The organism is Variovorax flavidus (assembly GCF_030317145.1).
GTDB lineage: Bacteria > Pseudomonadota > Gammaproteobacteria > Burkholderiales > Burkholderiaceae_C > Variovorax > Variovorax flavidus.
The window spans coordinates 752,182-778,066 of the sequence record NZ_JASZYE010000001.1 but is presented as its reverse complement, the minus strand read 5'-3'; the positions used below and the strand labels follow the sequence as shown (position 1 = coordinate 778,066).

The window sequence follows — 25,885 nt, the reverse complement described above, 5'->3', positions numbered from 1 at the left end:
AGACCCCCGCATGCAGAGCATCCGCCGCCACCTGGTGTGGCTTGTCGTCGCCGTCATCGGCGCATTTGCGTTAGGAACGGTGGCCCTGGCGCGTGGCGAGTCCATCAACGCCTTGTGGGTCGTGGTCGCGGCCCTCTGCACCTACCTGATCGCCTACCGCTACTACAGCCTGTTCATCGCCGACACCGTGCTCGGCCTCGACGGCAAGCGCAGCACGCCGGCCCATCGCCACAACGATGGACTGGACTACGTGCCGACCGACAAGAACGTTCTGTTCGGCCACCACTTCGCGGCCATCGCCGGTGCCGGTCCGCTGGTGGGCCCGGTGCTCGCGGCGCAGATGGGCTATCTGCCCGGGCTGCTCTGGATCCTGGCCGGCGTGGTCTTCGCCGGCGCGGTGCAGGACTTCATCGTGCTCTTCATCTCGACGCGGCGCGACGGCCGCTCGCTCGGCGACCTGATCAAGCAGGAAATGGGCGTCGTGCCCGGGATGATCGCGCTCTTCGGCACCTTCATGATCATGATCATCATCCTCGCGGTGCTGGCGCTGATCGTGGTGAAGGCGCTGGCCGAGTCGCCGTGGGGCACCTTCACGGTGGCAGCGACGATTCCGGTGGCGGTGTTCATGGGCGTGTACCTGCGCTACATCCGCCCGGGTCGCATCGGCGAGGTCTCGGTCATCGGATTCGTGCTCCTGATGCTGGCGATCTTCGGCGGCCAGGCCGTGAGCCAGAGTGCCACTTGGGCGCCCATGTTCACCTTCGACGGCAAGGCGCTGACCTGGATGCTGGTCGGCTACGGCTTCATCGCCGCGAGCCTGCCGGTGTGGCTGCTGCTGGCGCCGCGCGACTACCTGTCGACCTTCCTGAAGATCGGCACCATCATCGCGCTCGCGATCGGCATCCTGTTCGTCGCCCCGACGCTGCAGATGCCTGCCATCACGCAGTTCGCCCAGGGCAATGGCCCGGTGTGGTCGGGCAACCTGTTTCCCTTCCTGTTCATCACGATCGCCTGCGGCGCGGTGTCCGGCTTCCATGCGCTGATCTCTTCGGGCACCACGCCGAAGATGCTCGACAACGAGCGACACGCACGCTACATCGGCTACGGCGGCATGCTGGCCGAGTCTTTCGTCGCGGTGATGGCACTGGTGGCCGCTGCTTGCATCGACCCGGGCGTCTACTTCGCCATGAACAGCCCGGCAGCTCTGGTCGGAACCACCCCGGAGGCGGTCGCGCAGACCATCTCGGGCTGGGGCTTCTCGATCACGCCCGACGTGCTGGTGCAGACCGCCAAGGACGTCGGCGAGACCACCATCCTCGGCCGCGTCGGCGGTGCGCCGACGCTGGCTGTCGGCATGGCGCACATCCTCCACCAGGTCGTCGGTGGCCAGGCCATGATGGCCTTCTGGTACCACTTCGCGATTCTCTTCGAGGCGCTCTTCATCCTGACCGCGGTCGATGCCGGCACGCGCGCGGGCCGCTTCATGCTGCAAGACCTGCTGGGCAGCTTCGTGCCCGCCATGAAGCGCACCGACTCGATGGTGGCCAACCTGATCGCGACCTTCCTCTGCGTCGCGGCATGGGGATATTTCCTGTACCAGGGCGTGGTCGATCCGCTGGGCGGCATCAACACGCTGTGGCCGCTGTTCGGCATCTCGAACCAGATGCTGGCCGCCGTGGCGCTGTTGCTCGGCACGGTGGTGCTGTTCCGCATGAAGCGGGATCGCTACGCCTGGGTGACGATGGCGCCGGCCGCCTGGCTGCTGATCTGCACGCTGACCGCGGGCTGGCAGAAGATCTTCTCGTCGGACCCGAAGGTCGGCTTTCTCTCGCATGCTGCCAAGTACGCGGATGGCATCGCGCAGAACGTCCTGATCGCGCCGGCCAAGACGCCGGAGGCAATGTCGCGCATCGTCTTCAATGACCGTCTCGACGCGGCCCTGTGCGCGGTGTTCATGTTCGTGGTGTTGAGCGTGCTGGTCTACAGCATCCGCAGCGTGCTGGCTGCGCGGGCGGCCGGCCACCCGACCGTCCGCGAGACGCCGTTCGAGCCGATGCCTGCATCCGCCGCTTCATGAAGACCGTTGCCGGCCTGCCGCAAGCCGGGCGCTACCTGGCCCGCTCGCTGGCGCAATCGCTGCGCCTCATGGTGGGCCTGCCCGACTACGACGTCTACCTGAGCCACATGGAGCGCACGCATCCCGGACAAGCGCCCATGAGCTACGAGGCGTTTTTCCGGGAGCGGCTGGAGGCGCGCTACGGGAGCGGCAAGGGACGGTGCTGCTGAATCGCAACGCGTCGCGGCAGGTTCAGGCCGCGGCGCATTTCCTGACCGTGTCCCAGGTCCGGGTGGTCAGGTCCGTGCCGAAAGTCTTCTCGATGAGCACCATGAACACCGGCCCGCGCGGTCCCGGAACGTAGGCGCTGAAGATCTCCTGGTTCTTCATCGCCAGGATGCGCGCATCGTCTTTCTCCAAGGGGAGCGAGAGCTTTGCGGGATGCACGGTGCGCAGGAAGGTGACGACCCGTTTGGCGCCTGCGGGCAGGTCGAACGCGGCGTAAGGATCGGCATCGAGCAGATCGCGCAGCGCCTTGGCCGAGCGCACGATGGTTTGAAACGACCGGTCGAGGTGCTGCGTCATCGCAGCTTCGACCTTGCGTTCCAACGAGGCCGCTGATGCCGCGCGCGCATCGAATACGACGTTGCCGCTTGAAAGCACGGTCTTGACGTTGGTGAAGCCGGCGCTTTCAAAGCAGCGCTTCAACTCCGGCATCTTCGCGTTCATCGGGCTCACGCCGCGAAGGAAGGCGACGTAGCGCGGCATTCAGATGTCTTCCAGCAGCGCGTAGGGCAGCGGCTCCACCGTGAGCGACGGGCCTTCGGCGGAGCGCGCGTGCAGTCCACCGGCGTCGATCGCGGCGATCTGGATCGAGATCAGCGCAGCCCAGCCACCATTCGGTGAAGGGGCAGCCTGTGCCACGGTACCCACGGGTTGCTCCGGATCGTTGACGGCAAAGACTTCCTCGCCGGCTGCAACCTTGTCGCTGGCCTGCACGAGATAAGTGCGGCGCTTGAGCGTGCCGCGGAACTGGCTGCGCGCGACCACCTCCTGGCCCGGATAGCAACCCTTCTTGAAGTTCACGCCGCCCACCGATTCGTAGTTGATCATCTGCGGCACGAAGGCTTCGACCACGGGCGAAGTCAGCGTGACGATGCCGCTGCGGACTTCGCTCCATTGCCAGAGCGCGGGGTCGAGCGTGGCGCCGTGGGGGGCGGCGGCGCCAGCGGGGCTGATCCACAAGGCGCGAGGGATGCCGTCGGACGGGTAGAGCGTGACGGCGTCGGCGTCACCCACCATGCTGTGGCGGCCGGGGGGCGATCCGGCGTCGATGCCATTGGCCGTCAGTGCGGTGCCGGCCAATCCGTAGAGCGCATAGTCATCGCTCGCATCGCTCAGCTTCGCCTTGGCGCGCAGCACGTACATCGACAGACGCTTGAGCGTCGCCGGGAGGATGTCCCGGCTGCACACCAGCAGGATGCGCTCGGGCTGCGGCCGGATGCCGATGAAACTGGCGATCGCGCGCCCCTTGGCCGTGCACAGGGCGGCCAGCCGCGCTTCGGACGCGTCGAGCAATGCGAAATCCTGGGTCAGCTGGCCATGCAGGAAGCTGGCGGCATCGGGGCCCTCGGCGCGAATCACACCGAGGTGGGAGAGGGCGGTCACGCCATTCAGAACGACAGAGGTCATCGCTGAATTATCATGGCCGACCCCGTTCCGCTCGGTCCGCAGGGCTTCATTCCACATCTTTCAGTTCGCTTCCTTCGTCGGATCCCGTGCGCCGCTTCTTTCTCACGCTCTTTCTGCTCGCTGCCTTCGTCGTGCTGGGCGCTGGCGCAGCCGGCCTCTGGTGGGTCAACCAGCCGCTCAAGCTGCCGGCACCCAACGTCGACCTGTCGGTCGAGCCCGGCACCACGCCTCGCGGCATCGCCCAGGCGGTCGCCGACACCGGCGTGGACGTTCCGCCCCAATTGCTGTACCTATGGTTCCGCTTCTCAGGGCAGGACCGCCAGATGCGCGCCGGCAGCTACGAGCTGGAACGCGGCATCACCCCGAGGCTGCTGCTCAACGTGCTCGTGCGCGGCGAGGAAGCGACCCGAAGCCTGGTGCTGGTCGAGGGATGGAATTTTCGTCAGGTGCGCGCCGCGCTGGCCAAGGCCGATCAATTGAAGCCCGACACGCTCGGGCAGACCGACGAGGAAGTGATGACCCGGCTCGGACGGCCGGGCATGCACCCCGAAGGCCGCTTCTTCCCCGACACCTACACCTATTCCAAGGGTTCGACCGACTTCGCTCTGCTGCAGCGGGCCATGCGCGCCATGGACAGGAAGCTCGAAGCCGCCTGGGCCGCCCGCGCTGCCGACCTGCCGCTCAAGACTCCGGACGAGGCGCTGATCCTGGCCAGCATTGTCGAAAAGGAGACGGGCAAGGCACAGGACCGCTCCGAGATCGCCGCGGTCTTCATCAACCGGCTGCGCATCGGGATGCCGCTACAGACCGACCCGACCGTCATCTACGGGATGGGCGCGCGCTTCGACGGGAACCTGCGCAAGAAGGATCTGCAGACCGACTCCCCCTGGAACACCTATTTGCGCAACGGGCTGCCCCCGACGCCGATCGCGATGCCGGGCAAAGCCGCCTTGCTCGCCGCTGTGCAGCCGGCGCAAAGCAAGTCGCTGTATTTCGTCTCACGCGGCGATGGCACCAGCCAGTTCAGCAGTTCGCTCGACGAGCACAACCGTGCGGTCAACCGATACCAGCGGGGCGCCGACCCAAACCAGCGGAGTGGTCAATGAAGGGACTCTTCCTGACGCTTGAAGGCATCGATGGTGCCGGCAAGTCGAGCCACATCGACGCGCTCGAAGCGCTGTTCAAGGCGCAGGGCCGCCAGGTGACGCGCACCCGCGAGCCGGGCGGCACGCCACTGGCCGAGGCCTTGCGCGCGCAGATCCTCGAACAGCCCATGGACGCGCTGACCGAATCGCTGCTGGTCTTCGCGGCGCGGCGCGACCACGTGGTGCGCGTGATCGAGCCGGCCCTGGCACGCGGCGACATCGTGCTCTGCGATCGCTTCACCGACGCGACCTTTGCCTATCAGGGCGCAGGCCGCGGCTTCGATCCGTCCGTGCTTTCGACGCTCGAGCAATGGGTGCAAGCGCAGCCGGATTCCGGCGTGCATGCGCTGCTGCAACCCGACATCACCGTGTGGTTCGACCTGCCTCCGGAGACGGCAGCCGAGCGGCTCGCGGGCGCGCGTCTGCCGGACAAGTTCGAGTCGCAGCCGGTCGAATTTTTCCGGCGCGTTGCCGCAGGCTACGCACAGCGTGCAGCCTCTGCGCCGCGCTTCGTTCGCATCGACGCGAACCAGTCGCGCGAGCAGGTCTGGCAGCAAATCGAAGCGGCGCTGGCCGAGCGTGGGTTCGTCGCCTCCGACAGCGGAGGCGCGCCGTGAACGCCGAGTCGCTCTCGCCGTGGTTGCGCAAGCCGCTCACGGAGCTGCTGCGCCAACGCGGCCACGCATGGCTGTTGCAGGGGCCATCGGGACTCGGCCAGTACGAGCTGGGCCTGGCGCTCGCGGCCGCCTGGCTGTGCGAGCAGCCGGATGAGGCCAGGAAAGATGGCGCCTGCGGAAACTGCCCGAGTTGCCACGCGATCCAGGTGCGTACGCACGCCGACCTGTGCGTGCTCATGCCCGAAGTGGCGATGCAGGAGCTGGGCTGGCCGCTGGACGAAAAATCGCAGGCCGACATCGACGACAAGAAGCGGAAGCCCAGCCGCGAGATCCGCGTCGAGGCAATGCGCGACGCCGTCGGCTTTGCCCAGCGCACCAGCGCGCGGGGCCGCGGCAAGGCGGTGCTGGTCTATCCGGCGGAGCGGATGAACACGGTCACCGCGAACGCGCTCCTGAAGACACTGGAAGAGCCAGTCGGCGATGTCCGGTTCGTGCTCGCCAGTGAGGCGGCTTGGCAACTGCTGCCGACGATCCGCAGCCGCTGCCTCGGTTTCACCTTGCCGTGGCCTGAGGGCGACGAGGCGCGCGACTGGCTGATCGGGCAGGGTGTTCCCGCCGCGGATGCCCCTGGACTGTTGCGCGCCGCCGGCGGCCGGCCCAGCGACGCGCTACGGCTGGCCGGGCAGGGCCAATCGCCCAAGGCGTGGAGCCTGTTGCCCAAGGCCCTGTCGCGCGGGGATGTGAGCGCGCTGGCAGACCATGCGCCAGCACAGGCCATCGGTGCGCTCCAGAAGCTCTGCCATGACCTCATGGCGACCGACAGTGGCGCCGCGCCCCGTTTCTTCGAAGCTTCCGACCTGCCGCCAGCGCCGTCCCGCGTTGCGCTGGCCCGCTGGTCCAGGTCGCTGGCAAATGCGGCAAAAACCGCAGAACACCCCTTCAATGCGGGTCTGATGCTCGAGGCGCTTGTGAGCGAAGCGCGAACCACCCTAAACTCGGGACGCCGTCGCCCATGAACACTCCAGCAGCCCCCACACCGTCCGCGCCCGCGCGGCCCAGCGTCATCCAGTTGGCCATCAAGGAAAAAGGCGCGCTTTATGCGGCCTACATTCCGCTGTTCGCCGAGGGTGGGATCTTCATTCCGACCTCGCGCGAGTACCGGCTCGGCGACGACGTCTACGTGCTGCTCACGCTGCCTGAGGATCCCCAGCGCTATCCGGTCGCCGGCAAGGTCGCCTGGATCACGCCGGCTCGCGCCGCTGGCAACCGGGCGCCCGGTGTCGGCATCCGCTTCCCGTCCGATGACAAGTCGCGCCAACTGAAGGCCCGCATCGAAGAGGCGCTGGGTGGCACGATGGCGTCCGACCGCCCGACCCAGACCATCTGAGTCCCGTCCATCTGCGACGCGGACCGCACGCGGTGCGGATGCACCGCCATTCTCGAGAATTCCGCGATGTTCACAGATTCCCATTGCCACCTGACTTTCCCCGAGTTCGCGGACCAGATGCCGCAGATCCGTGCCGCGATGGCAGCCGCACAGGTCGACCGGGCGCTCTGCATCTGCACGACGCTGGAAGAATTTGCCGATGTTCAGGCCCTGGCGTCCGGTTATGACAACTTCTGGGCCTCCGTAGGCGTCCATCCGGACAACGAAGACATCGCCGAGCCCACGGTGGAGGACCTCGTCCGCCGCTCGGCATTGCCCAAGGTGGTGGCCATCGGCGAGACCGGCCTTGACTACTACCAGATGGAAGAACGCAAGGGCGGCCGCAGCATCGGCGACCTCGAATGGCAGCGCGACCGTTTCCGCGTCCATATCCGTGCCGCCCAGCAGACCCAAAAGCCGCTCGTGATTCATACCCGCGAAGCCTCGGCCGACACGCTCGCGATTCTGAAGGAGGAGGGCGAAGATGGCACCGGCAGGGCAGCCGGCGGCGTTTTCCATTGCTTCACCGAAACAGCCGAAGTGGCGCGCGCTGCCCTGGACCTCGGCTTCTACATTTCCTTCTCCGGCATCCTGACCTTCAAGAAGGCGCAGGACCTGCGTGACGTGGCGGCTTTCGTGCCGATGGATCGGATGCTGATCGAGACCGACAGCCCCTATCTCGCGCCGGTGCCGTACCGCGGCAAGACCAACAACCCGTCCTATGTGCCGTATGTCGCGCAGCAGATCGCTCAGCTCCGCAACTTGCCGCTCGAGACGATCGCGAAGGCGACCAGCGACAATTTCGAGACCCTGTTCAGCGGGGTAAAGACATGATAAATCACTTCAAGAAGTTCTTGTATCTTGCTGTTTTTGCAGCATGTTTTTCTGCAAGCGCCGGTTCGTTCGAAGACTTCTTCAGGGCCGTCCGCTCGGACAACGCCAGCGCCGTCAAAAACCTGCTCGACCGCGGGTTCGACCCCAACACCCGCGACGAGAAGGGCCAGACGGGGCTGCTGATCGCCGTGCGCGAGCCGTCGCCGAAGGTGATCCAGGTGCTTCTGGCTTCGCCGAAGACCGACGTCGAGGCGCGCAATGAAAAGGACGAAAGTCCATTGATGCTCGCGGCCATCAAGGGCCAGCAAGACCTCGTGACCCGGCTGATCGAACGCGACGCCGACGTCAACAAGCCCGGCTGGACGCCGCTGCACTATGCGGCGACCAACGGTCACACGGCCATCATGCAGCAGCTGCTGGACAAGGATGCCTTCATCGATGCGCAGTCGCCCAATGGCTCCACGCCCTTGATGATGGCCGCCATGTACGGGTCCACCGCGGCAGTGAAGTTGCTGCTCGACGAAGGCGCCGACCCGCTCATGAAAAACCAGTTGGGCATGACCGCCACCGACTTCGCCCAACGGGCGAATCGCCCGGATGCCGCACAACTGCTGGCTGCAGCAGTGCGGAGCAAGAAGCCCAGCGACGGGAAGTGGTGAGGCGCTCTTCCCGGCGCTGACTCAGGGACGCACCGGCAGCGCGATGATCTTGTCATCGCCGGAGATCTTGAGCTCGCCGTCCGAACGCGGCATGGAAGCATCGCTGCTGGCGGGCATCGGTATCGACGTGATGCTGGTGATGCCGTGTTGCGTCGTGAACACATGCAGATAGCGCAGGCCGGCCCCGAAGTGCTGCAGCGGGATTGACCAGCCCGTAGCTTCCCCGGCGGGCAGCGTTCGCGTCGTCGCCGGATCGCCGATTCGCAGGCCATGGTCGGCCTGCAGTCGCACCAGCGCACCTGCAGGGTCGGTCACACCGTCGAATTCCAGTTGCACGGTGATCGAGGCACCAGGGCGCGACGGCGCATCGACGTGGTAGCGAAGCTCGACACCCGCATGGTTGGCCTTGGTCGTCGCGATTTTCATGGGCGTGGCCGGCGTGGTCTTGCGCTGCGGTGGCAAGTCGGCGTCGGCCTGGGCGAGCGCCAGGCAAGGCGCGAACAGAGCCAACACGCAAGTGGCGTGGCAAATGTCCCGGAGGCGGGGACTCAAAGCGATGTGTTGCTTCATACGATGCTGACGGCAAAACAGGTGGCTGCCGAAGAGTTGTTGAAATCGTTGAGGGCCAGGACATGCTCGCCCGCGGCCAGTCGAAGTGCGAGGGTTTCCGTCGATCCCACGCTCCGGGCCACCGACAACTGCCGGCCGCCGTAGACGACCAGGTCGGGGTCCGCAGCAGCGGGCCCGCTGACGTGCAGGGTGTGGTTGCGCGCGCTGGTCACGGTGAAGCGCAGGAATGCATGGGTGCCGAGCTTGTTGCCGGTGCCCCTTCGGTTGCTGACGCAGACCGAGGTCGTTCCGCCAACCGAAGCCGGCCGGTACAGCGGCAGTGCGCCCGGATTGCCTGGCAGGCCGCCGTCGTTGGTTTCCTGTTCTCCGAAGGGGTCGTTGAGTGCGGCGCTGATCCGCTCGCGGGCCAGAAGTTCGGCCAGCTGCGATCCATGGGCTGGCGCCACCCGGCCGAAGGCCGCGGCGAAGGAATGAATCGAGGTCAGCGCGGGCCCGGTCTTGAGGTCGCCCGTGAAGGCATCGTGGATGGGCCGGAAGCCGACCCGGCTGTTCAAGGTCCAGAGCACCGACTGGATCGATGCCTCGCGGTGCCAGCCGGGGTTGGAGGATGCGCCCGCAGCGAGGTCGATCCTGAGCCCCCGCGCCTGCTGCGTGCCCAGCGAATCCGTGTAGTCGCTGCGATCCAGGGCAATGCCGGCCCAGGCGTTGGCCCACCCTTCCGAGAAGGCGAGGCGCGCATCCAGGCTTTCTGCCATCGAATGGCTGCCGCCTGGCGAATCGTTGCGGCTGAAGTTCGCCTGATAGTAGTGCGCCCACTCGTGCGCAATCACCGAGGTGTCGTACTCGTCTGTGTCCAGGTCTTCCTTGCCCAGCATGTAGATGGCGGGGCCGTTGGGTCCGCTGCGCTGGAAATGGGTCGAGCCGATCTGCCCCAGCGCCGGGTTGCCATCGGCCGGCAGGTTGTGCTGGCTCCAGAAGACCCGCAGCGGCACGAACTTGGCGTCGGGCACGACCGAGAGCATCTTGGCTTGCGCGTCATGGATCGTGTCGAGCATCGCGAAGGGCGCGGCGACGCGGGCCGATGCGTAGCGGGTGCCGTCCCATCCCGAAGGCGCGTGGACGTCGCGGGTGACCGGCGCGCTGCCGATCGGGATGTCCGTCACCTCGAGCGCGTAGATCGCGTCCGAGCGGGTGTTGTCGCGCACGCTCACCTCCCAGCTCGCACTGGGACCTTCATGCGACAGCTGGGCTCTCACGCGGAGGCTCACCGAGTTGTTCGCGGGAACATCCACGACGTAAGCGCCGGCGACGTCCGTGCGCGTGGTGGCAACGATTCGCGATGCAGCGTCGAGCGCCTCGACGACTGCGCCTCGCACCGGCTTGCGCACGGTCTCCGCATACGCCAGCGCGCCACCGATGTTGGGCACGGAGTCGTAGGTCACCACGCCGCGCAGCGGTACAGCGGCTCCCTGCGAGTTCGGTGCCGAATTCACTGGGGGCAGCGGCTGTCCAGCGGCGCCACCACCTCCGCCGCAAGCCGCGACCAAAGCCGTGAGGCATATCGCGGCGACGGCTGCCATGCCACGGTTCATGCGGTTCATGACTGCGCTCCCGCCGACGCACCGCGCGTCCGCACTTCAACCCGCAGGAACGCGAGCCCCGTGTGCGCCAGCGCATCGCGCAGCACCATCAGGGTCCGCGCGCCGATCGCTTCCCGGGCCCTCAGTTCCTCCTCGCTGATGGCCGAGAGATCCTCGACCAAAAAGACGTGGAGATCCTTCAGCGTCTCGACGGCGCGCGGTCGCAATCCCAGTTCGTCGATCGGCGTCGAGGCATGAAGCGGCTCCGTTCGTCCGGTCGGCCCGGCCTGGTCGGGACGCCACGTGAACGACGAGAAGGTGAAGGTGCAGCCGGCCGAGAGCAGTCCTTGCTGCAGTGCCACGGCGTGCCGGTGTCTGGCCTCGGCGATCGCGGTGCGCAAGCGGCGCAGGCAACTTGCGAGCGCGCGATCGTCCAGTCGGGCCAGGTCGTCAATGGAGCGGAAAGTGGATGTCATAGCGGTCTTCGGGTTGATCAGGGCTGCCACTATTCGGCGAGCGGCGCACAGCAACAACCACCGGGACGTAGGGATGAGCAAGGGAGCCCTCCCTCCACCCGCCGGGTTATGCTGGCGGCGTCCGCGCGTCATCCGCGGACGCCGCACAGCGTGAACAAAAAAGGGGAGTGGTGATGAAGGTGCTGCTGGTGGACGACCATGCGTTGTTCAGGGCCGGGCTGCGTCTGCTGGTGTCGACCGTCTTGCGCAATGTCCAGGTCGTCGAGGCCAGTACGCTGGCCGAGGCCGCCGAACTCGCGAAGGACCCTTCGGGGATTTCACTCTGTCTGCTCGATCTGGTGCTGAAAGACGGCAGCGGTCTCGACGGGCTGAGCTTCTTCCGCGAGGCAGCGCCCGACATCCCCGTTGTGGTGGTCTCGGCAACCCAGGACGACGACACGATCCGCGCCTGCCTCGATGCAGGAGCCATGAGCTTCGTGCCCAAGAGCATGCCGCCCGAGGCATTGACCCAGGCCTTGCGCCGGGTGCTCGCGGGGCATGTGTTCCTGCCCGATCCGTTTCTCGCGACGACGCCTTCGCCCCCTCAGCGCTCGGGGCTGAGCCCGCGCCAGTCCGACGTGCTGCGCCTGCTGTCGCGCGGCCTGCCGACCAAATCCATCGCGCGAGAACTCGGCATCTCGGAGAACACGGTCAAGGAGCACCTGACTGCGCTCTTCCAGGTGCTGCGGGTTCGCAACCGCACCGAGGCCGTGGTTGCGGCCGCAAGGCTCGGCCTGGCCCCCGACGGCCCCGATGCCTGAGCTGAGCGCACACGCACGGGTCGGTGCACGCCAGGCCTGGAGGCAAATGTGGACGCTGCCGGAAAGCTTTGCGGCGCCGTCTCAGGAACAGGCATTCCTGCAGGCCTATTGCCGGCAATTCGCGGCCCATCGCCGCCTGGCCATCGTGTTGGGGATCATCACCTCGACGGCGTTCCTTGGGCTCGACTATCTCTACAGCGTCGGCGACCTGGAGTTCGACCGTGTGCTGCAGGAGGTGCTGACCAACCGCATCGCCACGGTGCTTCAGCTGGTGCCCTTCATGCTGCTTGCCATGCGCTCGCGTTTCGAGCAGGACGAGCGCTATGCCGGCCTCGTGCTGACTTCGGCGGCGGTCATCAACTTCCTGTTCTATTGCAACGGTTTCCTGATCGTGCCGTATCCGTACGACTACATGTACTTCTTCATGGGGATGTGCATCAACGTTGTCTTCTGCTTCGCGATGCTTCGACTGCGGGCGCGTGCCGTGCTGCTGCAGATCGCGCTGTGCCTCCTTGCCGCATTCATCACCTTTGCCTGGAACTGGCAAAACAAGAGCGACGACCTCGACGAGCACGTTGCGCGCATCTACCAACTGGCGGCGCTGAGCTTCCTGCTGACGATCTCGACGATCGGCTGGGTGGTCGCGAACCTGCTCGAGCGTCATGCGCGCACCAGCTTCGCCCAGACGCGGGAGCTCGCCAGATCGAACGACCGCCTCGCCGGCCGCAGCCAGGACATCGAGCGCCTCAACGGAGCGCTGCGCGCGGCGGTGGAGCGCGCTGAGCGCGAATCCGCGGCCCGCGCCCGCGTGCTGGCCTCGGCCAGCCATGACCTGCGCCAGCCGCTGCATGCGCTGTCCATCTACAGCGCGGTGCTGAGTGCCGACCCGGGGCCCGAGACGCTGCGCGAGGTCGGCGGCCACATCGACCAGATCGCCCGTTCGCTGGGCGCTCTGCTGCACGGCCTGCTCGACCTGTCGCAGCTGTCGCAGCTGTCGAGCGGCCACTACGTGCCGGCGCACCACACGGTAGCGCTCGATGAGATGTGCCGCAGCCTGTGCAGCGAATTCCAGGCGGCCGCGGATGCCAAGGGCCTGCAACTGGCATGGGACCTGGCGCCAGTGGTCTGGAGCGGCGACACCCTGGCCCTGGCGCGCGTGATGCGCAACCTGTTGGACAACGCCATCAAGTACACCGCCAGCGGCGGTGTGACCCTGCGGCTGGCACGCGAACGGGATTGCGCGGTGCTGGCGGTGAAGGACAGCGGCGAGGGCATCCACCCCGATGCACTGCCGCGCATCTTCGAGGAGTTCTTCCAGGTAGGTAACCAGGGCCGCGATCGCAGCCAGGGGGTGGGCCTGGGCCTCGCCATCGTGCGCCGACTGGTCGAGCTCGCCGGAGGCGAGATCACGGCGCAGTCGCGGCCCGGAGGTGGCAGCACCTTCACGGTGAGAGTCCCAGGCATCGAGGATGTGCATGGACCGACCAGCGCGCCCGCCGGGTCAACGGCTGGTAGGGACGCACAGCCATTGGCCGCACGCATCTACGTCCTCGATGACGAGACCGACATCCTGCAAGGCATGTCGATGCTGCTGGGTTCGTGGGGCTGCGACACCTTCGTGGCGGCGGGGGCCGAAGAAACCGAGAGGCTGTTTGTCTCCTTCGGTCGGCCCGATCTGATGATCGCCGACCTGCGCCTGGGTGGCCCGGAGAGTGGCGTCGAATTGGTCGAGCGGCTGCAGGCGACCTACGGCCGATTTCCGGTGCTCGTCGCGACCGGCGAGACCGCGTCGAAGGCGTTGCGGGGAGCCAAGCGCGCCGGCTGGCCGCTGCTGCACAAGCCCATCGCCAGCGAGGTTCTGCGCGCAGCGGTCGAGCAGGCGTTGCGTCGGGGCGAAGGGCCCCGGTAGCACCTGTTCGCGTCATCTAAGATCGCGCCGCCGACACGCCGAGGGCGCAGACCTTCGCGTGCCGGATTCCGCGCAACGCAGTCACATCGCTGCTGCGCTGCACTCATATCAAAGGGAGTTTCTCGTGCATCATTTCCGTCTTCATTTTCTCGCGGCGGCTGCTTCGGCTGCCTTCCTGCTCGCCGGGTGCGAAACCCTCCAGGGGATCGACACCCAGAGCCTGGCCAACGTCGGAGGGACCGCCGTCAAGGCGATGTCGCTCAGCGACGGCGACATCGTCACCATGTCCAACGAGTCCTGCACCGCCATGGACGGGAAGAACAAGGTGGCCGCGTCTTCCAGCGCCTACGTCAAGCGGCTCGACCGTGTCGTCAAGGGCATGCCGGCGACGATCAATGGCAAGGGCGCGGACTACAAGGTCTATCTGACCGAAGACGTCAACGCGTGGGCCATGGCCAACGGGTGCATTCGCGTCTACAGCGGCTTGATGGATCTCATGGACGACGACGAATTGCGCGGCGTCATCGGCCACGAGATCGGCCACGTGGCGCTGGGCCATTCCAAGACGCGCATGCAGACCGCCTATGCGGCGTCGGCGGCCCGCGGCCTCGCCGCCGCGACCGGCAACAGCGCGCTGAAGGCGTTGTCCGAATCGCAGGCCGGAGAGCTGGCGGAGAAGTTCGTCAACGCCCAGTTCTCGCAGTCGCAGGAAAGCGCCGCCGACGACTACTCGTTCGACCTGCTCACCGAACGCAAGCTGGAGCGCAAGGGCCTGGTGACCAGCTTCCAGAAGCTCGCCAAGCTCAACGAGGGGAGTGCATCGGGCAGCTCTCTGATGAGTTCGCATCCGCCGTCGGCCGCGCGTGCAGCACACATGCAAAAGCGCCTGGACAAGGGCGCCTGAGCGAAGACGCGAGGGCAGGGCGACTCCTGCCTTGTGACCCGAAGGGGCTGCCTCATCGGGCGCCAACCCCACGCACAGGGGGTTGAGCCAACAGCCGGGAACCTGAACAGTTGGCCAGATCGCCGTAATCAGACGCGGTCGCCAACTTCAAGGGTTTCCCGATGAACTGCAAACTCTTCTTCACTCTGCCGGGTCGGATGGTTGGCCTGGCATCTGTTGCATTGCTCTCGGCATGCGGCAGTCTTCCAGGAAGCGCCACCGGTGGCCAACAGGCGCAGAGCCAGTGCCATCCCGCGCCTTCCATCCCCAAAGGCCCGCTCGCCCATACAAGCTGGATCTGGAGTGGATTGGCGGCGGAGGCGCTCGCCGGGATTGAAGCGTGTGAGGCCGAGGCCGCGGCGCGCACGGCGTGGACTCGCTCCGACGAGCGCAGGAATCTGCCGTAGAGTCCTGCGGCAGTCCGTGCTACCTGCGCGCAGCCTTGAGCACGTCGGCAATCAGGAAGGCCAGTTCGAGGCTTTGCGACCCATTGAGTCGCGGATCGCAGGCGCTGCGATAGCGCTCAGACAGTCCTTCGTCCGTGAGTTCCTGTGCGCCTCCGCGGCATTCCGTGACATCCTGGCCCGTCATCTCGAAATGCAGGCCGCCGGGGTAAGTGCCTTCCTGGCTGTGCGCGGCGAAGTAGCCCAGCAGCTCCTGGAGGATCCGTTCGAAATCGCGCGTCTTGTAGCCGTTGGACGATGTCACGGTATTGCCGTGCATCGGGTCGCAGCACCAGACGGGCGTTCGTCCGGCACGGCGCACGGCGCGCAGCAGCGGCGGCAGTTGGGCCTGCACCTTGTCGCTTCCCATGCGCGCAATCAACACCAGCCGGCCGGGCTCCTGATCCGGGTCGAGCACATCGATGAGACGCAGCACGTCATCCGGGCTTGCCGATGGTCCCAGCTTGACGCCGATCGCGTTGTCGACGCCACGCAGGTATTCGACATGGGCGCCATCGATCTGGCGCGTGCGCTCGCCCAGCCAAAGCAGGTGGGCCGAACCCCCGTACCAGCTGCCGGTGCGTTCGTTGGAGCGGGTCAGCGCTTCCTCGTATTGCAGGTGCAAGGCCTCGTGCGAGGTGTAGAACTCCACTGCATGCAGTTGTGGCGCCCGGGAGGCGTCGAACCCGCAGGCTTCCATGAACGCGAGTGACTCGGTGATGCGGTCCGCGAGCTCTTCGAAGCGCGCGCCTTGAGGACTCGAGCGGACGAAGTCTGCCGTCCACCGGTGCACTTCGTGCAAATCGGCAAAGCCGCCCTGGGCCAGGGCGCGCAGCAGGTTCAGCGTGGTCGCGGAATGAGAGTAGGCCGTGAGAAGGCGAAAAGGATCGGGCTGTCGCGCTTGCGCCGTGAAGGCGCTGCTGTTGATGATGTCTCCGCGGTAGGAGGGCAGGGTGGCGCCCTCTTGCGTTTCCAGTTCGGAGGACCGCGGTTTGGCGAACTGGCCGGCAATGCGCCCCACCTTCACCACGGGGCAGGCGGCCGCGTAGGTCAGCACAACGGCCATCTGCAGGATCACCCGGAAGGTCGATTCCACCGGCTCCTGTCCGAATTCGTCGAAGCTCTCGGCGCAATCACCGCCCTGCAACAGGAAGGCCTCTCCCCGCGACACGGCTGCGAGGCGTTCGCGCAGTTGTGAAATCTCGCCGGGAAAGATGAGCGACGGCAGGCCGGAGAGGCGTTGCTCTACCTCCTGCAGTGCATGCGAGTCGGGATACGACGGCATCTGCAGCGCAGTGCGGCCTCTCCAGGAGGATGGGCGCCAATCGTGTGTGAACATCGGTGGAACTCCGTGTCTGGCAGATTAGATCAGAGCGGCGATCGGGATGGCGAGAGCATCATCTCGGAAACGCTCTCAAGTCCCACTTGCTTCTCTCGTGCGAAATTTCATCGACTTCAGCTCATGGCAAGGTGTCGTCTCGACGCTGGTCGGGCTCGTCCTGGTTTCGCTTGTGGCCGTCGGCGTCCGGCTGCTGATCATGCATGGCGTGCAGCAGCGACGGGAACGCCAGAACCGGCAAATCAACGAACGATTGAAGACGCTCATCGCGGCATACAAGACGCTGGGTAGCTCATTCACCGGCGACCTGGCGGTCGACCCGAGCCATCTGCGCGACCTTCGGATGAGGGAGTCCGCACAAGGGCCGAGGGCCGACGACAGGGCTGCGGCCGATGAGGCCGAGATGGCAGCGGAGATCGATTTGCGACCCGGTGCCGCCGGTTCGGACCGGCGCCGACGCATCAGGGATGCCGTGGAAGCGGCGCTCTCGGACATCATTCTTCTCGGGACGGAAGAACAGGTGCGCCTGGCCGTTCGGGCAGCCAACGACATGGTGGCGGGCCGCGCCGTCGAAACGGCCGAACTGGTCGTGTCATTGCGGACTTTCATTCGCGACGTGCTGGATCTCGACCCCATTCCTGCGCACCTTGAAGTCCCCAAGCAAGGCCCGGTGAGGGCGAGCGGGACCTCGGCACGCGGCGCTCGTAATGACCGCAGCGGAGTTGCAGGCGGCGGGCGCGCGGTCGGCGCACAAGCGGGAGGCGAGGGCACGGGAACGCATCGCGGAAATGCGCTGGATTCGGCAGACGGCCCGGACCACCCTGCGGGCGCGGGCTCAGAACCTCGCTCGTGAGCCGCTTCCAAACGCATCATCGGAAACATCGCGGCGTTTTCCTACCCAAATCGACAGTTCTTCCTTCCCCGGCTCTGGCAACAGTGGTCGAACCTTGTCACCATGGAATCCGAACTTCGGGGTGGCGTCATGAAAACTCGCGTCTTTCGAATTGCACTCGCGACACTCGTTCTTGCCGGCTGTGCCGCATCTCCGCCGCAACGTTGGGGCGAGTGGATCGATCCGACGATCGGTCAGAACTCCGGCATTCTGCGAGGAGGAAAAGTTCTCGTCGCGTGCGACACCTTCGACCTCTCGACCCGCGCGCAATGCCAAGACGATCTGGCGCGAGCGCTGGAGGGAAGAGGCGTCAATGCCGTGGCGGCGCCGATGGGAGCGACATCGCCGAGTGGTCGGGAATTGGAGGGTCAACTGGCAGGTAGTGCCACCGCCGCCGGTGCAAAGACCGTATTCGTCCTGACGCTGACGCCCGCAACGACTTCCATGGGTTCGGGCCTCTCCGTTGGTGTCGGCGGCTTCAGCTTTGGACGCAACAGTGGCGCCGGCATTGGTCTGAGCGCTCCGGTCGGGGGCGGGTGGGGGAACACCGGGTTCTCCGCCAACGGGCGGGTCATGGATGTCAGCAACGGTCGAATGGTGTGGACCACGACGTTCGTTGCCTCGCCATCGCCCGACCTCGGTGCGCAGTTTCGGGAACTGACACGCAACGTGCTGGACGCGGCACAAGGCGCGGGTCTGCTTTGAGATTTTTGCGAAGGCCAAGGCGCACATCCGGTAACGCAGCTTCACGCTTCTGCGTGTCGACGACACGGGACCGACACCGGCGCACTTGACGATGGGATCTCCAACCCAAGGAGACCCCTGATGAAAAGCCTCGCACTTGTTCTCGCCGCGTTGACCCTGTCGGGCTGCATCGTCGCGCCCTACGACAACTACCGTCCGCCGCCGCCGCGTGGCGGCGCCTACATGGACCGCGACCGCGACGGCGTGCCCAACCGCTACGACCGGCGTCCCGACAATCCTTACCGCTATTGAGTCTGCGCAACCGGAAGCGCTGCGCCTGAATTTCCGCGACTCACGGTGATTGGGCGTCCGCGCACATGCGTATGCCGCTTGCAGCGTCGAAGAGGTGCACCGCGCCCGCCTTCGGCCTCAGGTGCAGCATATCTCCCGGCGCCACGGCCAGGCGGTCGTGGAACAGGGCAATCACCTGCGTCTCGCCCAGGCGCAGGCTGAGTTGGGTCTCGGACCCGAGCGGTTCGACCAACAGCACCTGTGCTGCCGCACCTTCCCCAGACATGCAGATCTCGAAGTGCTCGGGCCGGATGCCGCAGATGGCCTCGCGTCCTTCGTGAACGAAGGGCGCAGTTGGCGATAGCGGCAACAGGGCGCCGGCGGCCGCGAAGCCCTCGGACATACAGCGACCGGGGATGAAATTCATCGCTGGCGATCCGATGAAGCCGGCCACGAATTGGTTCGCAGGCCGGTCGAAGAGTTCGAGCGGTGAGCCAACCTGCTCGACCCGACCTGCGTTGAGGACCACGATTCGGTCGGCCATGGTCATGGCTTCGACCTGGTCGTGCGTGACGTAGACGGTTGTGGTTTTCAGCCGCTGGTGCAGGCCCTTGATCTCGCCGCGCATGACGATGCGCAGCTTCGCATCGAGATTGGACAGTGGCTCGTCGAACAGGAACACCTGCGGATCGCGCACGATGGCGCGCCCCATGGCGACGCGCTGGCGCTGGCCGCCGGAAAGCTGGCGCGGATAGCGGTCGAGCAATTGCGCCAGCCCGAGGATGTCGGCCGCCCAGCGGACGCGCTCGGCGATCTCCGAGCGCGGCCTGCCCCGGTGCTCCAGCGAGAAGCCCATGTTGGCCGCTACCGTCATGTGCGGATAGAGCGCGTAGTTCTGGAACACCATCGCGATGTCGCGGTCCTTCGGATCCAGGTCGGTCACGTCGCGCCCGCCGATGTGGATGCGCCCGAGCGTGACGGCCTCCAGCCCGGCGATCATGCGTAGCAACGTCGACTTGCCGCAGCCCGAGGGTCCCACGAGCGCAACGAACTCGCCGTCGTGGATGTGCAGGTCCAGCCCGTGGATGACCTGCACGGCGCCAAAGCGTTTCTGGACTCGGGAAAGAAGGACTTCTGCCATGGACGGGGTGGGAGGAGTGGGGGCTCAGCCTTTGAGCCCCGTGTGGGCCAGGCCTTCGACAAACTGCTTTTGCGCCAGCACGAAGACGATCAGCACCGGCAGCGCCGTGAGCGTGGCCGCGGCGAGCTGGATGTTCCACATCGGTCCGCCGTAGGCATCGGTGTATTGCGTGAGGGCCTGCGGCAGCGTGAACTTGGACGGCGTCGACAGGAACACGATCGGCTCCAGGTACAAGTTCCAGCTGTGAAGGAAGGTGAAGATCGCCACCGACGCGAGGGCGGGCCGCGCCAGCGGCAGCGCGATGGTTCGGAAGATCCTGAAGCGTCCAAGACCATCGACCCGCGCCGCTTCTTCCAGCTCCTGAGGCAGCGCGATGAAGAACTGACGCATGAGGAAGGTGGCGAAAACGCTGGGCGCGCCGAAGACCGGAATCAGAACAAGCGGCCAGTGCGTATTGACCCAGCCGAGCTTCAGGAAGATCCGGAACAGCGGCACGATGGTCACCTCGGAGGGGATCAGCAGCCCGGTCAGCACGACGATGAACAAGGCATTGGCGCCGGGAAAGCGGATGCGGGCAAAGGCATAGCCGGCCATCGACGAGACGGCGAGCGTGCCGGTCGTCACCACTGCCGCGATCCAGGCCGAGTTCCAGTACTGCTGCGCGAATGGCTGGATCGTGAACACCTGCTTGTAGGTGCTCCAATCCGGATGCGCCGGAAAGAGCTGCGGCGGAAACACGAAGATGTCGCTGATCGGCTTGAGCGACGAGGTCACCATCCACCAGGTCGGGAACACGAAGGGGATGAGCAGCACGCACAGCAGCCCGTACAGGGCGACCTTCACGGGGGCGGAAATCTCACTGTTCATAGAAGACGAACTTCCGGCGCATCTGCCACTGGGCAAGAGTCAGGAGCGCCACGATCGCGAACAGCATGATCGCCAGCGTCGAGCCGTAGCCGAAGCGGTGGAACTGGAAAGTCTGCTGGTACAGGTAGTACACCAGCACCGTGGTCGACACCCCAGGGCCGCCCTGAGTCAGCACCGCAATCTGCGCAAAAACCTGCAGCGATCCGACGATCGTGATGATGGAGGCCAGCAGGATCGTGGGGCTGATGAGCGGCAGCGTGATGCGGCGGAACTGCTTGAAGCGTGGTGCGCCATCGATGCGAGCGGCCTCGTAGAGCTCGCGCGGCACGCCCTGCAGCGCGGCCAGGAAGAGCACCATGTTGAGTCCCACGTTCTTGAACACCTGCACCACGATCACCGAAAGCATCGCGGTGGTGGGTGTGCGCAGCCAGTTCGGCCCTTCGATGCCGAGCAGCGCGAGCATTCCGTTGATGCCGCCGTTGTGCTGCAGCAGGAAACCCCAGACGATGGTCCAGGCAACCAGCGAAACCACCACCGGCGAGAAGAACAGCGTCCGGAACATCGTGATGCCCGCAAGCTTCTGGTTCAGCAGCACGGCCAGGAGCAGGGCCAGGCTCATGTTCAGGACCACCAGCCCGCCGGAGAACAGCGCCGAGGCGAGCAGCACGCCGGGGAGGCTGGCGTCGCTCAGCAACTGCTCGTAGTTTTGGGCGCCCGTGTAGTTGAAGGTGTTGGCCAGCACGTTCCATTCGTGCATGGAGTACCAGAACACCAGCATCAACGGCACCAGCACGAACGCGAGCGTGCCCGCCAACTGCGGAGCAGCAAACAGCAGGCCGGCCACTGTGTCGCGCCGCGCGATGGTCCAGAACGGACGCGGCGTGGCCGGCGGCAACTCGGGCGCGACCTCAGGTGGGCGGGCCATGACGCGGCTGCTGGCGCTGAGCGCTTGGCCGTGGGCGCTATTGCGCAAGCAGCGGGCCGATCTGGGCGCAGATCGCGCGCGTTGCCGCGGGGATGTCGGCCTTCGGTTGCCACACCGCGTCGAGGCCCGAGCGCACCATCTGCTGCAGGCGCGCGAAGTCCGTGTGCGCCGGCATCACCTTGCCGGTCGCGATGCCCGAGACCACGACCTTGTCGAGTTGTGCAGGCGAGAGCAGGGCGTTGGTCTTGCTGAGCACTTCGGCATTGAGCATCGACTTGCGTGCCGAGGGGAAGAACTGCGCGAGCTTGGCGGAGTTCTCCGGATTGGTCATGTAGCCGACGAATGCCGTCGCCATGGCAGCGTCCTTGCCCGCCTTCAGCACGCCGATGCCGGCCTGGCCGACGATCGCGTAGTCACCGGCCGGGCCTTGGGGCAGCGGCACCAGGTCCCAATCGAAGCGCTTGTCCTTGGGCAGCAGGGAGGCTCGGCTGATCTGCGTGATCGTCATGGCGGCATCGCCCGCAAAGAAGTCGACGTTCTGGCCCGGTCCGGGGATCGCCTTCTTCACGAAGATCGCGTCGTGGATGAAACCGAGCGCATCGACCATTGGCTTGTCGGCGAATGTGCAGCGCTTGCCGTCGGCGCTCCACGGGGCAGCACCCCAGGCGTTCCAGACCGATGACAGGTACTGCCAGGCCTGGTAGTTGAAGTCGCGCACCACGAGGCCGCCCTTGCCGCCCTGCGCCACGGCCTGCGCGGTCGCGATGGCATTGGGCCAGGTCCATTGGCCGGCGCCAATGAGTTCCGCCGGGGTCTTGGCGCCGGCCTTCCGGATGAGGTCGTTGTTGACGAACATCGCGAAGGGCGAGGTCGAGAAGGGATAGGCGTAGAGCACGCCGTCCTTGGACCAGCGCTCGGTGGCAGACGGGGTGATCTCGCCCATGTTGTAGCCCGGCGTGGCGGCGAGCGCCTTGGTGAGCGGCACGAGTGCGCCCGAGTTGACGAAATCGTAGGCGCTGGTCTCGAAGATCCAGGCCATGTCGGGCGCGTTGCCGCCGGCGATCTGAGTGGTCAGCGCGGTCGTGTAATTCTCGAAAGGCAGCGACTCGAAAGTCACCGTGACGTCGGGATGTTCCTTCTTGAAGCCGTCGGCGATGCCGTTGAAGAGCTTCAGGTGCGCTTCGTTGGCGCTCCAGATGGTCATGCGCAGCTTGGTCTCTGCCGATGCGCCGGCCGCGAGGGCGAGCGACAGGGCCAGGCCGCCTGCAATCGTGCGGATCGTGACGGACTTCTTGCGTTGGAACATGGTGGGGTCTCCTCGGTCTTGTCTGCGAAGCTGTCGGGCGGCTCGGTGTCTCGTGTCTCGTGTCTCAATAGGCGCGCACATCGGGCCAGCGCGTCTCGACGCCCGCGCGCGCCAGCAACGCCTGGAAGGTGGCGAGTTGCGCGTCGTCCGTCTGCACCTGGTGCGGCGTGGTGTGGCGGTCGAGACAATGCGCGGCCAGCATCCCGGCGACTTCGCCCACGTTCCATTCCACGGGGTGCAGCCGGTAGCAGCCGTTGGTGATGTGCGTGGTGGCGATGTTCTTGCCACCGGCCAGCAGGTTCGTCAGGCGGCGCGGGAGCAGGGCGCCGAGCGGAATCTCGAACGGACAGGACGGCACGTCGATGTAGTTGTCGCCGCCCGTGGACGGGTGCAGGTCGATGCGGTACATGCCCACCCCCACGCTGTCGCGGTAGCGCACGGCGCCCTGTTCGCCTCGCACCGCATGCGACAGGTGCTGCTCGAGGATGCGCGTCACGCCCAGGATTCGGCGCCCTTCGCGGATGTAGGGTGCCATGGCCAGGCCATGTGCCGTGCCCGTGACGTCGCCGCGCAGCCGCAGTCCCGGAAAGCCTGCTCCGCCATCGGCGCGCGGCGCCTCGGTTTGCAGCCAGTAGAAAACCGAGCGCGACAGCTCCGCCGCAGACTGCAGATGGCGCGCCTTCTCGGCCTCGGACACGTCGAGGATCGAGCCTTCCAGGTAGTCGATCATGGGCCAGTTCACGAGGCAGATGTCCGAGGCGTAGGCCCCGGGCGCGAAGTTGCGCCGCGCTGCGATGCGCCTGAAGGTCCACAGGTTCTGGTCGCCGCCGCTCTTGCGTTGGTCGGCGTCGACCAGCAAGGGATCGTCGTCGGGATTGGGCGTGAAGGAACGCTCGGTGATCTCGAGCGTGCGCGGATGCGGCGCCTTGAAACCCAGCAGCGGCCCGCCCCAGAAGTGTGGCTGGTAGGCGCGCCAGAAGTCGTAGTTGCGCGGCTTGTCGATGGTGTGGTCGCCCTCGACGTGATCGATCGCGAAGCAGATCGATACCGCCTGGACGTTGTGTGGCTGGGCAGCAGCCGGAGCGCTCGGCTCGCCCGTATCCGCCTGGCTTTCGAAACCGGTCACGTAGTCGCAGCCGGTCAGCGGGAGCAGGTCGCCCAGTTCGGTCGCGTCGATCACGAAGGCCGCCGCGACCGTGATCTCTTCCCCGGTGTCGCGGTGGCGGAGCGTCACCGCGCGCACCGTGTCGCCCTGCGCATCCGCCGCGACGGGGCGATAGGGTTGCAGCATCGTCAGGCGGCCGGCGCCGCGATAGGGCGCGAGCATGGCTTCGAGCACCGCCAAGCCGACGCGTGGCTCTGCGCAGATGCGGCTGACCCAGCCCGCGCCGGGATTCAGCTCGTCCCATGCGCGGCTGGCCGCCGTGAGCGGGTAGTGGTCCCGGTAGTAGCGACGAATGCCATTGCGCAACGCGCGATAGCGGCGCGTGACGCCGAACTGCTCGACCCAGCTGTGCTCGTCGGGCGGCACCGCCTGGCTCGTGAGCTGGCCGCCGATCCAGTCGTACTCCTCGCTCATCACGACGCTCCGCCCGGCCTCCAGCGCACCGAGCGCCGCGGCCACGCCACCCAGGCCGCCGCCGACCACCAGAATGTCCGTCTTCATTTCTCGCATGCTTGTCGTTCCAGTGAATGGATTCAGTGCGGCTTGGCGGGGCCGAGGGTTTCGCCGCGGATCGGTTCGCAGGGCAGCAGCACCTGCTGCACCGCTTGCGCCAAGCCGCCTTCGACACGGTGCACGAGCATGGCCGTGGCCTGGCGGCCCATCTCCTCGCGCGGAATGGCGAACGAGGCAAAGCGCGTGCCGCTGCCTTCCGTGCGGATATGCGAGCCGAGAGCCACCACAGAGAAATCGGCCGGCAGTCCCAGTCCGCGCGCCTTGGCCGTGCGCTCGAGGCGCACCGCGTCCGCCAGTTCCACACAGAAAGCCACGGTCGCGCCACTGGCAAGGAGCGCATCGAGCAACTCGCCATCGTCGGCTGGCGTTTCCGGCAACTGCAGGACCAGTTCCAGGTCGGTGCCGATCGCGGCCTTGAAGCCCATCCAGCGATCCTGCGGCGATTCCGCAGGGCCGATCGACCCGAGATAGGCCAGGCGCCGATGGCCCAATGCACGCGCCTGTTGCACCAGTGCGCTCGTGGCCGTCGCGTAGTCGCCGCCGACGAAGGGCACGGGCCCACCGGCATCCTCGCGTCGGCCGATGGCGACGAAGGGGTAGTCGCCCGCCACCAGACGCGCGAGTTCCGTCCGGTCGAAGGTCTTGCCGAGCACGATGCAGCCATCGGCGATGCGCAGCCGGCTTTCTGCGGCGAATATCTTGCGTCGCGCGCCTTCACCAGCGCCAGTCAACAGCAAGAGGTCGTAGCCGCGCGCCTGCGCCTCCTCTTCGATCCCGAACAGGAAGGGCAGGAAGAAGTCGGCGTGCGCGTTCGGAAAAGCCGGCTCGTAGGTGAAAACGCCCAGGATGCGGTTCGCCCCTTTGGCCATGCGTCGCGCGATGGGATCCGGCACGTAACCCGTGTCGCGAATGATCTTCTGCACCCGCTCCCGCGTTTCCTGCGGGATGCGCGCGAGTGCGTGCTCGGCGCCGTTCAGGACCAGAGACACCGTCGCCTGGCTCACGCCTGCGAGCTTTGCGATATCTTGCTGTGTGAGGCGACGGGCTGTGGGCATGAAAATTTGCTGATACGCATTACCTGGTTGGTAATGCGCATTATCAGCAAAGTCGAATGAAATGCGAGAGGGCGGACGGGAGGGATTTCCCGAGGGCGGTCTTGGCCTCGGAAGTCGCCTTGTCAGCGCTCGGAATCCGACGTTGAATCCTGATCGACGATCGCCTCACCGAGGAGCAAGCGTGAAATTTCAAGACCGTATTGGCGCCCTGCGAGTCGTATTGGTTCTCTCAGGGCTCGCGTGCCTCTCGTTGTATCCGCTGATGATCGTCTGGCCGTCGGGTTGGGCGTGGCACGTGGGGCACTCGGACTACTCGTTGATGATCGTCGGCATCTACGTCACGCTCGGCGTGTTCCTCATTCGGGCCGCGCGCGACCCACAGGAGCACGTCAGCCTGATCTGGTTCGCCGTCTGGTCGAGCGTGGTGCACGGGGCGATCATGGCCATTCAGGCGATCACGCAGCCGGGCCAGATCGGACACCTGTTTGGAGATGTGCCTGCACTTCTATTTGTCGCGGCCTTGCTCGCAGCGCTCGCGCCGAGGCGCAAGGCTTGAG

The 25,885-nt window shown here is 66.2% G+C and carries 27 protein-coding genes; 15 read left to right on the top strand and 12 right to left on the bottom strand.

What is annotated here, in order from left to right:
* Positions 1 to 10 precede the first annotated feature (10 nt).
* Entirely contained in the window at positions 11 to 2,077 is a 2,067-nt protein-coding gene (locus QTH90_RS03780; protein ID WP_286663180.1) for a carbon starvation CstA family protein, read from the top strand.
* Positions 2,074 to 2,286, top strand: a complete 213-nt coding sequence (locus QTH90_RS03775) for a YbdD/YjiX family protein (protein ID WP_286663179.1) — start codon at positions 2,074 to 2,076, stop codon at positions 2,284 to 2,286. The genes QTH90_RS03780 and QTH90_RS03775 overlap by 4 nt, the downstream gene beginning before the upstream one ends.
* Before the next feature lie 22 nt (positions 2,287 to 2,308).
* Here the strand turns inward: QTH90_RS03775 and QTH90_RS03770 are convergent, their stop codons facing one another.
* Positions 2,309 to 2,824 (bottom strand): DUF1697 domain-containing protein, encoded by a 516-nt coding sequence (locus QTH90_RS03770; protein WP_286663178.1) that lies wholly within the window; start codon positions 2,822 to 2,824, stop codon positions 2,309 to 2,311.
* Positions 2,825 to 3,748 carry a CAF17-like 4Fe-4S cluster assembly/insertion protein YgfZ gene (ygfZ, locus tag QTH90_RS03765; RefSeq protein ID WP_286663177.1) on the bottom strand — a complete coding sequence of 308 codons (924 nt, stop codon included), beginning with the start codon at positions 3,746 to 3,748 and terminating at the stop codon, positions 2,825 to 2,827.
* Positions 3,749 to 3,834: 86 nt separating this feature from the next.
* On the opposite strand from ygfZ, the gene mltG reads away from it, so the two are divergent.
* From mltG to QTH90_RS03735, 6 genes are all read left to right on the top strand, one after another.
* Positions 3,835 to 4,854 carry an endolytic transglycosylase MltG gene (mltG, locus tag QTH90_RS03760; protein ID WP_286663176.1) on the top strand — a complete coding sequence of 340 codons (1,020 nt, stop codon included), beginning with the start codon at positions 3,835 to 3,837 and terminating at the stop codon, positions 4,852 to 4,854.
* Entirely contained in the window at positions 4,851 to 5,510 is a 660-nt protein-coding gene (gene tmk, locus QTH90_RS03755) for a dTMP kinase (RefSeq protein WP_286663175.1), read from the top strand. The genes mltG and tmk overlap by 4 nt, the downstream gene beginning before the upstream one ends.
* Complete coding sequence (locus QTH90_RS03750; protein ID WP_286663174.1) at positions 5,507 to 6,526, top strand: DNA polymerase III delta subunit-related protein; 1,020 nt, start codon at positions 5,507 to 5,509, stop codon at positions 6,524 to 6,526. Before tmk ends, QTH90_RS03750 begins: the two co-directional genes overlap by 4 nt.
* Positions 6,523 to 6,897 carry a PilZ domain-containing protein gene (locus QTH90_RS03745; protein WP_214685382.1) on the top strand — a complete coding sequence of 125 codons (375 nt, stop codon included), beginning with the start codon at positions 6,523 to 6,525 and terminating at the stop codon, positions 6,895 to 6,897. The genes QTH90_RS03750 and QTH90_RS03745 overlap by 4 nt, the downstream gene beginning before the upstream one ends.
* A gap of 66 nt (positions 6,898 to 6,963) precedes the next feature.
* Positions 6,964 to 7,770 carry a TatD family hydrolase gene (locus QTH90_RS03740; protein WP_286663173.1) on the top strand — a complete coding sequence of 269 codons (807 nt, stop codon included), beginning with the start codon at positions 6,964 to 6,966 and terminating at the stop codon, positions 7,768 to 7,770.
* A complete protein-coding gene (locus QTH90_RS03735; protein ID WP_286663172.1) occupies positions 7,767 to 8,429 on the top strand; it encodes an ankyrin repeat domain-containing protein in 663 nt (220 codons plus the stop codon). Before QTH90_RS03740 ends, QTH90_RS03735 begins: the two co-directional genes overlap by 4 nt.
* Before the next feature lie 21 nt (positions 8,430 to 8,450).
* Here the strand turns inward: QTH90_RS03735 and QTH90_RS03730 are convergent, their stop codons facing one another.
* From QTH90_RS03730 to QTH90_RS03720, 3 genes are read right to left on the bottom strand one after another with little or no spacing between them, the layout of a single operon-like run.
* Positions 8,451 to 8,942 (bottom strand): hypothetical protein, encoded by a 492-nt coding sequence (locus QTH90_RS03730; protein ID WP_286663171.1) that lies wholly within the window; start codon positions 8,940 to 8,942, stop codon positions 8,451 to 8,453.
* Between the two features lie 53 nt (positions 8,943 to 8,995).
* Complete coding sequence (locus tag QTH90_RS03725) at positions 8,996 to 10,600, bottom strand: hypothetical protein (RefSeq protein ID WP_286663170.1); 1,605 nt, start codon at positions 10,598 to 10,600, stop codon at positions 8,996 to 8,998.
* Positions 10,597 to 11,136 carry a hypothetical protein gene (locus QTH90_RS03720; protein WP_286663169.1) on the bottom strand — a complete coding sequence of 180 codons (540 nt, stop codon included), beginning with the start codon at positions 11,134 to 11,136 and terminating at the stop codon, positions 10,597 to 10,599. Before QTH90_RS03720 ends, QTH90_RS03725 begins: the two co-directional genes overlap by 4 nt.
* Positions 11,137 to 11,228: 92 nt before the next feature.
* On the opposite strand from QTH90_RS03720, the gene QTH90_RS03715 reads away from it, so the two are divergent.
* The 3 genes from QTH90_RS03715 (at position 11,229) to QTH90_RS03705 (ending at position 14,668) form a co-directional block, all read left to right on the top strand.
* Positions 11,229 to 11,855: a response regulator gene (locus QTH90_RS03715; RefSeq protein ID WP_286663168.1), complete on the top strand. Its 627-nt coding sequence runs from the start codon at positions 11,229 to 11,231 to the stop codon at positions 11,853 to 11,855.
* Between the two features lie 46 nt (positions 11,856 to 11,901).
* Positions 11,902 to 13,764 (top strand): hybrid sensor histidine kinase/response regulator, encoded by a 1,863-nt coding sequence (locus QTH90_RS03710; RefSeq protein ID WP_286663167.1) that lies wholly within the window; start codon positions 11,902 to 11,904, stop codon positions 13,762 to 13,764.
* Positions 13,765 to 13,888: 124 nt separating this feature from the next.
* Positions 13,889 to 14,668, top strand: coding sequence for a M48 family metalloprotease (locus QTH90_RS03705; RefSeq protein WP_286663166.1), 780 nt, complete (start codon positions 13,889 to 13,891; stop codon positions 14,666 to 14,668).
* 465 nt (positions 14,669 to 15,133) lie between these two features.
* On the opposite strand, the gene QTH90_RS03700 is transcribed toward QTH90_RS03705, so the two are convergent.
* On the bottom strand, positions 15,134 to 16,489 hold the full coding sequence (locus QTH90_RS03700) for a class II 3-deoxy-7-phosphoheptulonate synthase (protein WP_286663165.1): 1,356 nt from the start codon (positions 16,487 to 16,489) through the stop codon (positions 15,134 to 15,136).
* Between the two features lie 97 nt (positions 16,490 to 16,586).
* On the opposite strand from QTH90_RS03700, the gene QTH90_RS03695 reads away from it, so the two are divergent.
* The 3 genes from QTH90_RS03695 to QTH90_RS03685 all read left to right on the top strand — a co-directional run bounded on the left by QTH90_RS03695 (position 16,587) and on the right by QTH90_RS03685 (position 18,377).
* Complete coding sequence (locus QTH90_RS03695) at positions 16,587 to 17,342, top strand: hypothetical protein (protein ID WP_286663164.1); 756 nt, start codon at positions 16,587 to 16,589, stop codon at positions 17,340 to 17,342.
* A 102-nt stretch (positions 17,343 to 17,444) separates the two neighbouring features.
* A complete protein-coding gene (locus tag QTH90_RS03690) occupies positions 17,445 to 18,086 on the top strand; it encodes a hypothetical protein (protein ID WP_286663163.1) in 642 nt (213 codons plus the stop codon).
* Between the two features lie 120 nt (positions 18,087 to 18,206).
* A complete protein-coding gene (locus tag QTH90_RS03685; protein ID WP_286663162.1) occupies positions 18,207 to 18,377 on the top strand; it encodes a hypothetical protein in 171 nt (56 codons plus the stop codon).
* A gap of 40 nt (positions 18,378 to 18,417) precedes the next feature.
* On the opposite strand, the gene QTH90_RS03680 is transcribed toward QTH90_RS03685, so the two are convergent.
* The 6 genes from QTH90_RS03680 to QTH90_RS03655 all read right to left on the bottom strand — a co-directional run bounded on the left by QTH90_RS03680 (position 18,418) and on the right by QTH90_RS03655 (position 25,328).
* The gene (locus QTH90_RS03680) at positions 18,418 to 19,497 is read right to left on the bottom strand and encodes an ABC transporter ATP-binding protein (RefSeq protein WP_286663161.1); all 1,080 of its coding nucleotides are present in this window, start codon (positions 19,495 to 19,497) and stop codon (positions 18,418 to 18,420) included.
* Between the two features lie 24 nt (positions 19,498 to 19,521).
* Positions 19,522 to 20,364, bottom strand: coding sequence for a carbohydrate ABC transporter permease (locus tag QTH90_RS03675; RefSeq protein WP_286663160.1), 843 nt, complete (start codon positions 20,362 to 20,364; stop codon positions 19,522 to 19,524).
* A complete protein-coding gene (locus QTH90_RS03670; protein ID WP_286663159.1) occupies positions 20,354 to 21,289 on the bottom strand; it encodes a carbohydrate ABC transporter permease in 936 nt (311 codons plus the stop codon). The genes QTH90_RS03675 and QTH90_RS03670 overlap by 11 nt, the downstream gene beginning before the upstream one ends.
* A gap of 37 nt (positions 21,290 to 21,326) precedes the next feature.
* On the bottom strand, positions 21,327 to 22,595 hold the full coding sequence (locus QTH90_RS03665; RefSeq protein ID WP_286663158.1) for an ABC transporter substrate-binding protein: 1,269 nt from the start codon (positions 22,593 to 22,595) through the stop codon (positions 21,327 to 21,329).
* Between the two features lie 64 nt (positions 22,596 to 22,659).
* Positions 22,660 to 24,261 carry an FAD-dependent oxidoreductase gene (locus tag QTH90_RS03660; protein WP_286663157.1) on the bottom strand — a complete coding sequence of 534 codons (1,602 nt, stop codon included), beginning with the start codon at positions 24,259 to 24,261 and terminating at the stop codon, positions 22,660 to 22,662.
* A gap of 32 nt (positions 24,262 to 24,293) precedes the next feature.
* Positions 24,294 to 25,328: a LacI family DNA-binding transcriptional regulator gene (locus QTH90_RS03655; protein ID WP_286663156.1), complete on the bottom strand. Its 1,035-nt coding sequence runs from the start codon at positions 25,326 to 25,328 to the stop codon at positions 24,294 to 24,296.
* A 181-nt stretch (positions 25,329 to 25,509) separates the two neighbouring features.
* Here QTH90_RS03655 and QTH90_RS03650 point away from each other — a divergent pair, with 181 nt between their 5' ends.
* Positions 25,510 to 25,884, top strand: a complete 375-nt coding sequence (locus QTH90_RS03650) for a DUF6632 domain-containing protein (protein ID WP_286663155.1) — start codon at positions 25,510 to 25,512, stop codon at positions 25,882 to 25,884.
* Position 25,885 lies beyond the last annotated feature (1 nt).

What these genes read in the sequence shown, in the direction of transcription:
- ygfZ (WP_286663177.1), bottom strand. Translation starts at nt 3,748, where the DNA reads ATGACCTCTGTCGTTCTGAATGGCGTGACCGCCCTCTCCCACCTCGGT.
- QTH90_RS03675 (WP_286663160.1), bottom strand. Translation starts at nt 20,364, where the DNA reads ATGAACAGTGAGATTTCCGCCCCCGTGAAGGTCGCCCTGTACGGGCTG.
- QTH90_RS03740 (WP_286663173.1), top strand. Translation starts at nt 6,964, where the DNA reads ATGTTCACAGATTCCCATTGCCACCTGACTTTCCCCGAGTTCGCGGAC.
- QTH90_RS03690 (WP_286663163.1), top strand. Translation starts at nt 17,445, where the DNA reads ATGGAATCCGAACTTCGGGGTGGCGTCATGAAAACTCGCGTCTTTCGA.
- QTH90_RS03725 (WP_286663170.1), bottom strand. Translation starts at nt 10,600, where the DNA reads ATGAACCGCATGAACCGTGGCATGGCAGCCGTCGCCGCGATATGCCTC.
- QTH90_RS03745 (WP_214685382.1), top strand. Translation starts at nt 6,523, where the DNA reads ATGAACACTCCAGCAGCCCCCACACCGTCCGCGCCCGCGCGGCCCAGC.
- QTH90_RS03770 (WP_286663178.1), bottom strand. Translation starts at nt 2,824, where the DNA reads ATGCCGCGCTACGTCGCCTTCCTTCGCGGCGTGAGCCCGATGAACGCG.
- QTH90_RS03780 (WP_286663180.1), top strand. Translation starts at nt 11, where the DNA reads ATGCAGAGCATCCGCCGCCACCTGGTGTGGCTTGTCGTCGCCGTCATC.
- QTH90_RS03660 (WP_286663157.1), bottom strand. Translation starts at nt 24,261, where the DNA reads ATGAAGACGGACATTCTGGTGGTCGGCGGCGGCCTGGGTGGCGTGGCC.
- QTH90_RS03715 (WP_286663168.1), top strand. Translation starts at nt 11,229, where the DNA reads ATGAAGGTGCTGCTGGTGGACGACCATGCGTTGTTCAGGGCCGGGCTG.
- QTH90_RS03670 (WP_286663159.1), bottom strand. Translation starts at nt 21,289, where the DNA reads ATGGCCCGCCCACCTGAGGTCGCGCCCGAGTTGCCGCCGGCCACGCCG.
- QTH90_RS03735 (WP_286663172.1), top strand. Translation starts at nt 7,767, where the DNA reads ATGATAAATCACTTCAAGAAGTTCTTGTATCTTGCTGTTTTTGCAGCA.
- QTH90_RS03685 (WP_286663162.1), top strand. Translation starts at nt 18,207, where the DNA reads ATGAAAAGCCTCGCACTTGTTCTCGCCGCGTTGACCCTGTCGGGCTGC.
- QTH90_RS03665 (WP_286663158.1), bottom strand. Translation starts at nt 22,595, where the DNA reads ATGTTCCAACGCAAGAAGTCCGTCACGATCCGCACGATTGCAGGCGGC.
- QTH90_RS03680 (WP_286663161.1), bottom strand. Translation starts at nt 19,497, where the DNA reads ATGGCAGAAGTCCTTCTTTCCCGAGTCCAGAAACGCTTTGGCGCCGTG.
- QTH90_RS03775 (WP_286663179.1), top strand. Translation starts at nt 2,074, where the DNA reads ATGAAGACCGTTGCCGGCCTGCCGCAAGCCGGGCGCTACCTGGCCCGC.
- QTH90_RS03700 (WP_286663165.1), bottom strand. Translation starts at nt 16,489, where the DNA reads ATGTTCACACACGATTGGCGCCCATCCTCCTGGAGAGGCCGCACTGCG.
- QTH90_RS03655 (WP_286663156.1), bottom strand. Translation starts at nt 25,328, where the DNA reads ATGCCCACAGCCCGTCGCCTCACACAGCAAGATATCGCAAAGCTCGCA.
- QTH90_RS03710 (WP_286663167.1), top strand. Translation starts at nt 11,902, where the DNA reads ATGTGGACGCTGCCGGAAAGCTTTGCGGCGCCGTCTCAGGAACAGGCA.
- tmk (WP_286663175.1), top strand. Translation starts at nt 4,851, where the DNA reads ATGAAGGGACTCTTCCTGACGCTTGAAGGCATCGATGGTGCCGGCAAG.